We start from the raw sequence: 12,868 nt of genomic DNA on the forward strand, positions 1-12,868 counted from the left end.
GATGGAAAAAACGTTGCACCCAATCAATCGTAAAACTTTTTCAAATTACATGTGATTTTTTTATTGTTTCCTATTTCAGATAAATACTTTTCCCGTCAATTTTATATTCCAGACCAGGTATCAACTCTTTCAGAAGCATGAATATATTTTCTACCGATTCATTTTTATTAAAATGAACTGTCAGCAGATTCTTATTATAGGCAGATGTCTGCAAATGTATATCCAATCCATATGTACGTTGCAGGATACGAATAATATCAGTGAATGAATAATTATCAAACAGCAAACCTCCCTCACGCCAATCAGAATAATCGGCAGAAACAACCTTTCTCACATCAACGCTTCCGGATTCTATATAATAGACCAATTGTTCATCAGGCACCAGGTGAAAAGTTTTCCCCTCTTCATCCTGCAAACGGACCTGTACAGCCCCTTCTTCAAGCGTAGTCGCAATCTGCCCTATTTCAGGATAAGCAAAAAGATTGAACCGGGTACCCAACACTTCGACATTCAGTGTCCGGGCTTTAACGATAAACGGTTGTTCCGCATTCTTTTCCACCTCAAAATAACCTTCACCTGACAAATAAACCTCACGTCTGTCTCCCACAAATATAGAAGGGTATATCAGTACACTACCGGAATTCAACCAGACCCGGCTACTATCAGGCAAAACAACCTGCTCACGCTTTCCCGCAGGAACAAAATGTTCTATCAGCGAAACAGTCGCCAACACATCTTTCACACTGGTTGCCTGCCAATAAAAATAAACGGATGTGGAAAACATAATCAATGGTAAAAGCCATATAGCTGTCAGTTTTACCCAAAACGGCATGATCCGCACATTTTTTGATGCAGATTTTTTCTGTTCCGTAAAACCTAAATTCTTACTCAATATGGAATAAGCCTGCCGGGGACGAGCTTCATTCATTTCCGGAAATCCCATAGTATCCCAAACCGATTGCAATGCCTCATCAACTTCCGGTCTGTCCTCTTTTTTCAATAGCCGTCGATGTATCTTCCAGTTCATCTCCTCCGGGAGATCATGGTGAAAGAAATAATCAACTATTTTTTTTATATAACTCATTTCTCCTTTACGATTATATTATAAAGACTACTCTCATGCTATTCACCCCTAATTTTTTAACACAAATAAAGTATCAATAGGTATAATAAGATTTTTCTTAACTCTTTTAACGCCAGATTCAAGTGATTCTCTACCGTCTTCTTGCTCAGATCCAATTTCTCTGCGATCTCTGCATTCGATAATCCCGCTTCACGGCTCAGCTGATAAATCAGTTTACGCTGAGGCGGCATATTAGCCACTACCATATCTATCAAAAGTTGTAAATCTTTTGCTATCAGATCTTCATCCGGTGAGTCATGAGCCTCTTCCTCAAAAGGCTTTTCATTCAACCTTTCTATACGTATTTGTCGAGCCTCCAAAAAATTAAAAGTAGTATTTTTAGATAAAATGAACAGATAAGCTCCCAAATTCCTGACATCGGCAAACATACTGCGACTTCCCCACACTTTTGAAAAAACCTCCTGGGTAATATCTTCCGCATCTTGTTGCGATTTAACCAAGCCGTATACAAAATTGTGGACTTTAGGATAATAGTGCATGAATATTGCCTGAAAAGCATCTTGGCTTCCCTGGACCAGTTCCTTCACTAATAGTTCCTCGTTGATAGATTTTGTTAGCATAGCAGCAAATATACGAAGCTAATATTTAAATCAAAACGAACACTGACAATTTATTTTGTCTAAGTTGATCTTAAAGGGTATTTAAGGTATTTCATAGAACGGAACTACCCACTATTTTTATTGAAGTGGGGAATATTGAGATAACATACCGACAAATTAATAATGAATCATCCCAAGCATTTTACTTCTGGAAAGCAGACATGCTCCTAATGCACCTGCACGCTCTCCTAACTTGGAAACTTTGATTTCGGTATCCTGAGAAACCAGATTCAGTGAATATTTCCGTATCGCACTTTTAATAGGCAGACTGATATATTCGCTGGTCAAAGACAAAGTTCCGCCAAGTACCACCAGCTCCGGATTGAAAATATTCATAAGTCCGGCAATTCCACGACCCAGCTTCTCACCCATTTCTTCCAGGATTTCGATACAAAGCACATCTTCTTTCTGGATTGCCTCTATCATATCGGCCATTTTTATCTTTTCCTTTTTCTCTATTTTCTCAGCGAGTATAGTACTGCTGCCTTCGCGGTAACGTTCCAGCAACTTACGATGCAAGGCAGAACCGGATGCTTCAGTTTCAATACATCCCTTTTTACCGCAATGGCACAGAATTTCGTTATCAAAGAAACAGAAATGCCCGAATTCACCGGAAAAACCGGACTTGCCATAATACAGTTCACCGTTTATAAAGATGGAAAGTCCTAATCCCCATCCAATATTAATGAACAATATATTTTTTTCACCCTTTACGACACCCTGCATATATTCACCATACATCATCGCACGGGTATCATTTTCGATATAAATTTTTATATTAATGCGTTCTTCCAGAATCTGGGATAACGGTTTTTCCTCGAAATAGAAAATACTGTAGCTATAACCTGACACAGGGTTAACACGCCCGGAGATATTAACGCCTACCGCCAGCACTTTTTCACGCGGAACACTTAGTCGGTCGATGAAGTCATTAATCAAATTGCATAGCATCTCCAGTGCCTCCGGCGTATTCTCCAATGAATACGGGATATTTTCTTCCACGCGCAGCTTGTCTCCTTTGAAATCGACCGCTGCAATATTAATTTTACTCCGGAAAACATCCACTCCGACAAAATAACCGGAAACCGGATTCAAGCCATAGATATTCGGCTTGCGCCCCCCATTTGTCTCCTGTTTTCCAAAATCCAGGATATAACCGTCATCCAGTAATTCTCCTACCAATTTCGTTACGGTAGGAATACTCAAATCCATTTCCTTGCATAACTCTGCAATTGTGGCATCGCCATTGGCTATATAATAATGTATAATCTTCTTTTTTAATAATGCACTACGATTGCTATCGGCCGTGATAAGGAATTTTGTATTCATGGTGTTCTTTTTTTGTCTACTGTAATTTGAATAAACAAAAGTAGATAAATATTTTTCAAAAAGTCCTCTGAATAAATAAAAAAATTATGTAACGAACGTCCTTACAAGTACGGTTTATACGCTGTAAACTTCTCTTTCATTCAAAAACAAGACTTCCTTTTAAATAAAAATTACAAGCCAAACACCCGGAAAAAATAGTCCAACATCACCGGTTTTAGCCGGCATATAGTTGGTTACTCCTTCCTTAGCCGAGAAAGCACCATCAACATGTTGATCGTTCGTATTGTTTTTTGTTTGATACGACCATGCAAGCTTCATGGCGGCAAGCGCAGCCAGTTCGGGTTGGAAATTGCGTTCGATCTCGTCTTTTGTCATACCGCAAACGATTGCATAGTCGGGATTCATGCCAATGTAAATACAGATCGGTTCGGTATTTTTCAACGACTTTTATGCCATTTTGCCGTAACAATAGCACATTTTCCAACTTTATGATAAAGATATGGCAAATTCAGTAACATCCAAATTGGCATATCTCTCCCTTTTGGAAAAACAAAATATACATTTATTAACACAACATCTTATAACTATCGACTTTTGAACTCTCTGCAAACAAAAAAAAGTTCATTTTAAACGAATTTCATATCCGTTTAAAACGAAATAAAATTTGACTGCAACTAAATTTAATTTCGTTTTAAAGCAATTTTTTGTTAATTACATGAAAATAATCCCCCTTTTTTAATTTTTCAAGCCCCACATTACATGTTATAGAGCATGTTTTCTTTCCAGAAGCACAGAAAAACGCACCAGTAGCCAACTATCAAAATTCATGCGAAACAACGACAAAACAAGCATTACAACAAGAATAACCGCCAACACGGAAGTATTATGACGTTTTTTAGGTGATACACAGAACATACTGGGCAAACAGAACCTTATTACAATCGCCTGCAAGCGATCAATATCGTGCCACCCTCCGTACAATCCACCTACAAGACACATTAAATATCATTTTGTCAAAAAAAATACTTATATTTTTTTGCCGGAACCATTCTATTATATGGCTTGTTTTCATTAGCTTTACAGAATTATTAATCATTAAAATAAATACCAATGAACAGAGCAGAACTCATTGTGGCTTTAGCTGAAAAGTCCGGATTGAATAAACAAAAAGCAAAAAAAGTCCTGGCATCTTATATGGAGATCGTGACTGAAAAAATGTCCCAAAATGAAGAAATAGTCCTTATTGGCTTCGGGACGTTGATTCCCAGACCGCAAAGTAGCCGGATGGCACGTAATCCAAAGACCGGCACTCCGGTACGGATCAAGGCTAGAACAACCGTAAAATTCAAACCGGGCAAATTCTTGTTGGAAGCTATAAACGGCAAAAAATAAAAGAAGAAATAAGTTTATTCACAGGAAAAAACAGATCTATTATAATACGTCATCAGCCAAATACCGATCCTACAATAAACAATTCAGGCCAGGATGATTCAAAACGAGGTGTTGGATTCCGGTTCTTTGTTTCAGTTATTATCAGAAGTGAACTATCCTGTCCCCGTGTCGAGCACGGGGACAGGATAGTTCAATTATTTCTAGTTTAGAATGCTGTGTCTTTGGTTTGGGACAAATCATTATTTTGATGCGATTGCCTTGTTTCTACCGGTTAACCATATACAATTCCAATTTTTCAGCCCAAGAACAACATGATTCCATACTAGAGTTGAAAAATAAAATGCGACAAGAAAATTTATATTCCCGAAATATCAACCTCTCTACCGAATTGGATAAAAAGGTCTTTTACACATAACCCAAGCTTAAATTATCCGCAAGACTTATTTTTTAAGGAATAAAAAAACATTATGACCCTAAAGATGAGTGAAGAACAATTAACATAGTTCTCAAAAGACTATGGTATAACAAATTTTCTTCATGGTTGATAACCATACAACTACTCTATAATGCATTATCCGATTTGTATTTCGAATTATTTTAATCATTCTGGTAGAATTGTAATAGAATATCCTTCAGCTACTCAATTTATAAATAATATAACTTACAAGTCGTATTATTTTCGAAAAATGAAACAAAATACCTTCTACAAGAATAATATCAATGCAATATATGTTTTTTATTGTTCAAATAATTAACTACGATGCAAATATAAATAAATTATTTTAATATCAAACAATAACATGATTATTTATTTTATTATTCCCTTGCTGATAAGAAAGTATTTATGAAAAAACGAAAATACCAACAATACAAAGGTTTTTCAATAAGCTTATGCCATAAATGATACAGAACATATGCAAACTAATACAAAACCATAGTCTTTTGAGAACTATTGCATTAAAAACAAAAATTTAGCACATGAAAACAAAAAAGTCATATAAACGAATGTTTCACCTAAAATAGATGCCTATGAAAATCTAATTATTATTATATGTTATTAAATACACATGAATTGCTCTCACGACATTATTTTATGTCGGACTCACATATTTTACTGTAAACATTTAATAAACAACCATATATACTTAAAACATAAATAGAGTATTATGAAAAAGAATACCATAATTATATTACTAATGCTCCTAATCCCAGGCATGATATGGGCACAGGAAAAAATAAATGTAAAAGGAATTGTTTATGACAATCTCAAAGAAACAGTTCCCGGTGCATCCGTAGTAGAAAAAGGTACACAAAATGGGACTGTAACTGATGTAAACGGCAAATTTACATTTATGGTAACTAAAGGTGCAACACTTGAAATTTCTTATATCGGATACAAAACTCAAGAGGTAAAAATAACAGGGACGCAGGCCCTGATAATTACCTTACAAGAAGATACACAAACATTAGAAGAGGTAGTCGTTACCGGTTACGGAGGTAAACAGCTACGAACCAAACTGACCAACTCTATCGCAAAAGTAAAAGAAGAAAGCCTGAAAGTTGGTTTGTTCTCCAATCCGGCACAGGCACTATCCGGAGCAGTAGCGGGATTGAAAGTAATCCAAAAATCCGGTAATCCGGGGGAAACACCCAAAATGGTACTCCGCGGAGGAACCAATCTGGATGGAACCGGCGATCCGTTGGTATTGGTAGACGGACAACTCCGTGACGGTTTAAACGACATAAATCCGGAAGATATCGAATCAATGGAAATATTGAAAGATGCGGGAGCAACTGCCCTTTACGGAGCACGCGCCAGCAATGGTGTAGTACTCGTCACCACAAAAACAGGGAAACAGGGACATAGGGAAATTAATCTGAAAGTAAAAATGGGTCTGAATTATATCAATAATCCTTATGAATTTCTGAATGCTCATGATTACATTTCGACTATGCGTACAGCCTATAAAAATACACCATGGGCTCCGCAAGCCTCCCTAACAGGGGGAACCCCACTGGGAACAGGTAATGTACTGAATGAAAAAACAGTTTGGAACATCATGGGAAAAACAGATCAGAATGCCTATTTATTACAAAAAGGATGGCAGGAAATGCCGGATCCGCTGGACCCATCAAAAACAATCATTTATAAAAATACAAATCCGGAGGATTATAATTTAAATAATCCCGCTTTTTCGCAAGATTATAATATCAATATGTCCGGAGGAAATGAAAGGAGTACCTATTATGCAGGTTTAGGTTATAATAAACAAGAAGGTCTCCCTATCAGTACTTTCTATGAACGTTATAGCTTTATACTGAATGGAAGCTACAAAGTAACAGACTGGTTAACCAGCACTTCAAACTTCAATTATAACCGTGCCAATTGGAGAAGTATGCCCGGTTCGCAGGGAGATGAAGGTAATTATTTTGGTCGCGTCATGTCAACTCCTCCTACCGCTCGTTTTGAAGACGAAGACGGAAATCCTACATTAGGAACCAACTCTGGGGACGGAAACCAGAATTATCAACCGGATAAATGGCAGGTAGACAATCAGTCGGATAAATTTACCATGATCCAATCATTTCAGCTTGACATTTTGAAAAACTTATCGGTAAAAGGAACAGCTAACTGGTATTATTCGGAAGGAATATACGAGACTTTTACAAAAGACTTTGAAAGTACCCCCGGTTCCTTCAACCGAAATCGTGAAAGTACGGCGAAGTTTGAACGCGTTTTTGCACAAACTTACAATGCTGTTGCAAACTACAACGAAACATTTTTCAAAGACCATAATGTCTCGCTAATGTTTGGTATGGAATATTATGACAACTATAAACGTGGTTTCGAAGCCAAAGGATCCGGCGCTCCGACCGATGATTTTGCTGATTTAGGATTGACCAGTTCAGATAAAGGCAAACGAAGCATCGACTCGTGGCATGAAAAATATCGTATCCTGTCTTATTTCGGACGGCTAAACTATGATTATAAGAGTAAATACCTACTTTCTGCGGTATTCCGACAGGACGGTTATTCCTCATTACTGGGAGACAACCGTTGGGGATTCTTTCCGGGAGTATCAGCCGGTTGGATCTTCGGACAAGAAGATTTCGTAAAAAATGCTTTACCGATCCTTTCTTTCGGTAAATTACGTACCAGCTTCGGTATAAACGGTGATGCTTCCAGTATTAAAGCATACACACTCCAGGGGTCTTATAATCAACAAACTTATAATGGAAATGTAGGCTATTTAATCGGCTCACTACCTAACCCGGGATTGAGATGGGAAAAAACCCGTACCGCAGAAGTCGGATTGGATTTAAGTTTCTTTGAAAATCGACTGAATGCAAATATGACTTATTATAACCGCCTGACTTCAGATAAACATGCGGACCTCAGCTTGCCGACTACGACCGGTTTTTCATCCGTAAAAAACAATAACGGTAAATACCGGAACAGTGGTATTGAAATCGAATTATCAGGCAAAATAATAAAAACTAAAGACTGGAGTTGGGAAGCTGCCGGCAACATCTCATTTAACAAAAACAAAGTTGTTTCCTTACCGGATAACGGGTTACCACGCAATATGCAGAAAACCTCCCAAATCTATAAAGGTCCCGGCAGCGATGAAACCATCTGGGTCGGCGGTTACCAGGAAGGTTACGAACCGGGTGTATTGATCGCTTACCAAGCAGACGGCATCTACAAAAGTCTTGACGAGATTCCCGGAAATCTGGTTGTAAAATCAGGTAATTACCAAGGCAAATACCAATACGGTCCAGCAGCCTGGGATGCCCTGAGCGATGCAGACAAAGCCAAAAGTTTGCAAATACAACCTGGTGATGTAAAATGGAAAGACGTCAATGGTGACGGTATTATTGACAGCTACGACCAAGTCGTAGTCGGAAATACAACGCCACGTTGGTTCGGAGGTTTTAATACTACGCTGAAATGGAAAAACCTTTCTCTCTACGGACGTTTCGATTTTGCATTAGGATATTGGATATACGACGAGACGACTCCATGGTTCCTGGGGTGTATGCAGGGAACATACAATTCGACTACAGATGTATTCAACACATGGTCAGAATCGAATCCGAATGCTAAATACCCCAGATATGTGTATGCCGACCAATTGGGAACAGCAACTACTATCGAAAATCGACCATGTTTGCCTATAAAGGAAATTATCTGGCTATCCGCGAGATTTCCCTAAGTTATTCACTGCCGAAGATGTGGGCAAACAAAATATTCTGTCAGCATCTGGACGTGTCTGTCACAGGACAAAACCTGGGTTATATCACTTCTGCCCCGGTAGCATCTCCGGAAGTATCAAGTGCCGGTTCAGGCTATGCACTACCCAGAACATTACTTTTCGGGGTAAATGTAACATTTTAATAATTAATAATTTAAATCGAAAACGAGATGAAAGAAATAAAATCAATCATTTTATCAGGATTGTTACTGGTGTCATCAGGAACTCTCATCACTTCTTGTAGCGATGCTCTTGATTTAGGACCGATCGATTATTACGGAAGTGAATCCTATTGGAAAACAGAAGCACATGCCACCGGCTATATCGATGGAATACATAAACATTTGCGTGACGCAGCCTGGCAACATACAATTACTTTTGGCGAATTAAGAGGTGGTATATATAAAGACGGGCTAAGCGCAGACGGTAATGCTATTTACGATGGTAATATACGTTTACAGAACTTTGATAAAAACAATACAGGGGTCACTGGTTTCGGAAACACTTTCGGACGAATTACGAACCTGAATCTTTTCATTGCCCGCGTAACCGATGCTACTTATCTGAGTGAAGAAAAAAAGAATTTTTATCTGGGACAGGTATACGGTTTACGTGCATTCTATTACTTTGATCTTTACAGAATATATGGCGGAGTACCTTTGCGTCTGACAGTAGACGTCATTGACGGAGAGTTGGACCCGAACAAATTATACATGAAACGTTCTACTCCCAAAGAGGTAATGACTCAGATCAAAAGCGATTTAAAAAAGTCTTTGGAATATTTCGGCGATGTAAATGACTTCGATCCCTACGGACGAGGAAAAAAGGTATATTGGTCGAAAGCAGCCACAGAAAGCCTGGCAGGCGAGGTCTACCTGTGGACATCCAAAGTAACGACAGGTGACGATACCGCCAATCCGGCTGATTTAGCGGTAGCTAAACAACACTTGTTAAACGTTGAGAATAATTACGGATTGAATATGCTCGATAACTTTGCCGATGTTTTTGAAGCCAAAAGTCACAAAGGGAATGACGAAGTCATATTTGCAATCCGTTATCTGGAAGGAGAGGCAACGAATAATACCCTCCAATTTACTTACAATATAGGAGGTGGTCATACAAGTAAAAACAGTTTTCGTGCTGATGGCTCTCCGTGGGGAGACCCGATGGATTTAAAGTCTAATGGCTCTCAATGGTACGAATACAACATGCTCCTTTATAAAACTTTTGACGAAGAAGACTCCCGTAGAAATGCTACATTTATGCCTTCATTCAGGAAAGATGAGAATGATGAACTTTATCTTTACGGAACGCACGTTCAGAAAAATATCGGGTATGTAAATTCAGAAGGTAGCCGCGTTTATTGCGGGGACTTCATTTTCTATCGTTTAGCCTGGGTTTATCTGACACTTGCTGAAATAGCTAATATGGAAGGAGACAATGCCAGCGTTCAGAAATACATTAATCTGGTGCGTAAACGCGCATATGCCGCTAATTGGGATGAATCGAAATACGGTTATAAAGCAGGAGATTTTACAGCCAATGAACTGGCTATATTACATGAGAAAGACAAAGAGTTCGTTCAGGAAGGCCAGCGCTGGTGGGATGTGCGCCGCATGACATTGACAAAATCCGGTAAACATCTGGTATTTTGCAAAGAAGCCTCTTTAGACGGCATAAACCCGATATTGAAAGAATCGGAAGCGTATAAAGTATTGTGGCCAATTGAGCAAACCATGCTCGATAAAGACCCGGCATTGGAACAAACTCCAGGTTATGAGGAAGCTGAAAAAGAAAAATAAACTCTTTCCCTGAAAATTGATTGCCTATCAGTTTGCAGACATACATTGACAGATGGCCTCGAATAAATTTATTATTCTTAAAATAATCTTATGAGGCCATCTGTTTAATTGAATTAAACAAATAATTAATCAAACATAGTTTATATTATTAAATTATTTTATTTATATTTGCCTCATATTTAAAATAACACACATAACAACTATTAAATACTGCGTACCATGGAAAAGATTAAAGGTCTGATTGATGCCCCTTTTACTCCGTTTTATGAAAATGGAGAAGTGAATTACGAACCTATTGAAGCCTATGCCAAACTTTTAGCCAACAACGGTTTGAAAGGTGTTTTCATCAACGGCTCATCGGGCGAAGGCTATATGCTGACGGAAGAAGAGCGTATCAAACTGGCCGAAAGATGGATGGAAGTAGTGCCGGAAGGATTCAAAGTAATCGTACATGTAGGCAGTACTTGTGTAAAAACCAGCCGTAATCTGGCTGCCCACGCACAAAAGATCGGAGCATGGGGAATAGGTGCCATGGCTTCTCCATTCCCTAAAGTAAACCGTGTGGAAGAACTGGTGAAATATTGCGAAGAAATTGCTTGCGGGGCCCCGGAGCTGCCTTTCTATTATTATCATATTCCGGCATTCAACGGCGCATTCCTTTCAATGGTAGATTTCTTAAAGACCGTAGACGGACGCATCCCTAATTTCGCAGGAATCAAATATACCTATGAAAGCCTTTACGAATATAACCAGTGCAGGTTATATAAAGACGGCAAATTCGACATGCTTCACGGACAGGACGAGACTATTCTGCCCTGCCTGGCTATGGGCGGGGCACAGGGCGGCATCGGTGGAACAACCAACTATAACGGCAAAGAGCTGGTCGGCATCATCACGGCCTGGGAAGCCGGAGATCTGGAAACAGCCCGCGAAAAACAAAACTTCTCACAGGATGTGATTAACGTAATCTGCCATTATCGCGGAAACATCGTAGGAGGCAAACGCATCATGAAACTGATTGGCCTGGACCTGGGAAAAAACCGTACGCCGTTCAGGAATATGACCGATGCCGAAGAAGCTGCCATGAAAGCAGAACTGGAAGCCATCAACTTCTTTGAAAGATGCAACAAATTCTAACGACTATGGAAGCAAAGACAAACATATCCCAACCGGCAGAATATCTGGGTTACTGGGAAGAAACATACAAAAACGATCTCGTGAACGATGTCATGCCTTTCTGGCTGAAATACGGCATCGACAAAGAGAACGGCGGTTATTTCACCTGCCTCAACCGGGACGGTTCCCTGATGGATTCGAACAAATCGGTATGGTTTCAGGGACGTTTCGCTTTCATCCTGGCCTATGCCTACAATCATATAGAGAAACGTCAGGAATGGTTGCAGGCTTGTAAGAATGGCATTGATTTCATCGAGAAATATTGCTTCGACACAGATGGCCGCATGTTTTATGAGGTGACGGCAACCGGCATTCCGGTCCGCAAAAGAAGATATGTCTTTTCCGAAACATTTGCCGCTATTGCCATGGCGCAATATTCCATCGCATCGGGAGACAAAAGCTATGCGGAGAAAGCAGTCAGCCTCTTCAAACAAGTCCTTCATTATAAAAATACACCGGGATTGCTTGAACCTAAATTCCGCGAAGGCTTCGTCGCCAAAGGGCATTCCTTATGCATGATACTGATTGATACGGCCGCCCGCATCCGCGAAGCTATCGACGATGAAATACTGACAAAACAGATAGACGAGTCCATCAGCGAACTCCGCCGCGACTTCATGAAGCCGGAATTCAAAACAATCCTCGAAACAGTCGGACCGAATGGCGAATTCATCGACTCCATCCCCGGACGAACCATCAATCCGGGCCATTCCATCGAGACAGCCTGGTTTATCCTGGAAGAAGCCAAGTACCGCAACTGGGACCCGGAATTGAAAGAAATGGGACTGACTATCCTCAACTGGGCCTGGGAATGGGGCTGGGACAAAACATACGGTGGAATCACTTATTTCAAAGACTGCAAGAACCTTCCGCAGCAAGAATACTGGCACGATATGAAATTCTGGTGGCCGCAATGCGAAGCCATCATCGCCACACTTTATGCCTATGAAGCTACCGGCGACAAGAAATACCTTGAAATGCACCGGATGATTAATGAATACACATACGCCCGTTTCCCGGACAGGGAATATGGGGAATGGTACGGCTATTTCCATTATGACGGGACATTGTCACAGCCGGCCAAAGGTAATATGTATAAAGGCCCGTTCCACATCCCCCGGATGCTTCTGAAATGTAACCAGCTTTGTAAAGAAATGCTTTCAAAATAAA

The 12,868-nt window shown here is 39.7% G+C and carries 8 protein-coding genes and 1 pseudogene; 5 read left to right on the forward strand and 4 right to left on the reverse strand.

The window, feature by feature from the left end; translation table 11 throughout:
• Positions 1 to 70 precede the first annotated feature (70 nt).
• The 4 genes from K6V26_RS22205 to K6V26_RS22220 all read right to left on the reverse strand — a co-directional run bounded on the left by K6V26_RS22205 (position 71) and on the right by K6V26_RS22220 (position 3,513).
• Positions 71 to 1,084, reverse strand: coding sequence for a FecR family protein (locus tag K6V26_RS22205; RefSeq protein ID WP_224263891.1), 1,014 nt, complete (start codon positions 1,082 to 1,084; stop codon positions 71 to 73).
• A 56-nt stretch (positions 1,085 to 1,140) separates the two neighbouring features.
• Positions 1,141 to 1,704 carry an RNA polymerase sigma-70 factor gene (locus K6V26_RS22210; protein WP_009860543.1) on the reverse strand — a complete coding sequence of 188 codons (564 nt, stop codon included), beginning with the start codon at positions 1,702 to 1,704 and terminating at the stop codon, positions 1,141 to 1,143.
• Between the two features lie 156 nt (positions 1,705 to 1,860).
• On the reverse strand, positions 1,861 to 3,072 hold the full coding sequence (locus K6V26_RS22215) for an ROK family transcriptional regulator (RefSeq protein ID WP_224263892.1): 1,212 nt from the start codon (positions 3,070 to 3,072) through the stop codon (positions 1,861 to 1,863).
• A 159-nt stretch (positions 3,073 to 3,231) separates the two neighbouring features.
• A complete protein-coding gene (locus K6V26_RS22220; protein ID WP_224263893.1) occupies positions 3,232 to 3,513 on the reverse strand; it encodes a hypothetical protein in 282 nt (93 codons plus the stop codon).
• A 669-nt stretch (positions 3,514 to 4,182) separates the two neighbouring features.
• Between K6V26_RS22220 and K6V26_RS22225 the strand changes: the two genes are divergently transcribed.
• The 5 genes and pseudogenes from K6V26_RS22225 (at position 4,183) to K6V26_RS22245 (ending at position 12,867) form a co-directional block, all read left to right on the forward strand.
• Entirely contained in the window at positions 4,183 to 4,464 is a 282-nt protein-coding gene (locus K6V26_RS22225; RefSeq protein ID WP_224263894.1) for an HU family DNA-binding protein, read from the forward strand.
• A 1,166-nt stretch (positions 4,465 to 5,630) separates the two neighbouring features.
• Positions 5,631 to 8,863 (forward strand): annotated as a pseudogene (locus tag K6V26_RS22230) (SusC/RagA family TonB-linked outer membrane protein).
• 27 nt (positions 8,864 to 8,890) lie between these two features.
• A complete protein-coding gene (locus K6V26_RS22235) occupies positions 8,891 to 10,522 on the forward strand; it encodes a RagB/SusD family nutrient uptake outer membrane protein (protein ID WP_224263895.1) in 1,632 nt (543 codons plus the stop codon).
• Between the two features lie 219 nt (positions 10,523 to 10,741).
• Positions 10,742 to 11,659 carry a dihydrodipicolinate synthase family protein gene (locus K6V26_RS22240; protein ID WP_224263896.1) on the forward strand — a complete coding sequence of 306 codons (918 nt, stop codon included), beginning with the start codon at positions 10,742 to 10,744 and terminating at the stop codon, positions 11,657 to 11,659.
• 5 nt (positions 11,660 to 11,664) lie between these two features.
• A complete protein-coding gene (locus tag K6V26_RS22245; protein ID WP_224263897.1) occupies positions 11,665 to 12,867 on the forward strand; it encodes an AGE family epimerase/isomerase in 1,203 nt (400 codons plus the stop codon).
• Position 12,868: the final 1 nt, after the last annotated feature.

It is taken from the genome of Parabacteroides goldsteinii (genome assembly GCF_020091425.1).
GTDB classification, from domain to species: Bacteria; Bacteroidota; Bacteroidia; order Bacteroidales; family Tannerellaceae; genus Parabacteroides; species Parabacteroides goldsteinii.

Bases quoted from the DNA above. Each gene is read 5' to 3' on its own strand.
- K6V26_RS22205 (WP_224263891.1), bottom strand. From the start codon at position 1,084: ATGAGTTATATAAAAAAAATAGTTGATTATTTCTTTCACCATGATCTC.
- K6V26_RS22240 (WP_224263896.1), top strand. From the start codon at position 10,742: ATGGAAAAGATTAAAGGTCTGATTGATGCCCCTTTTACTCCGTTTTAT.
- K6V26_RS22215 (WP_224263892.1), bottom strand. From the start codon at position 3,072: ATGAATACAAAATTCCTTATCACGGCCGATAGCAATCGTAGTGCATTA.
- K6V26_RS22235 (WP_224263895.1), top strand. From the start codon at position 8,891: ATGAAAGAAATAAAATCAATCATTTTATCAGGATTGTTACTGGTGTCA.
- K6V26_RS22210 (WP_009860543.1), bottom strand. From the start codon at position 1,704: ATGCTAACAAAATCTATCAACGAGGAACTATTAGTGAAGGAACTGGTC.
- K6V26_RS22225 (WP_224263894.1), top strand. From the start codon at position 4,183: ATGAACAGAGCAGAACTCATTGTGGCTTTAGCTGAAAAGTCCGGATTG.
- K6V26_RS22245 (WP_224263897.1), top strand. From the start codon at position 11,665: ATGGAAGCAAAGACAAACATATCCCAACCGGCAGAATATCTGGGTTAC.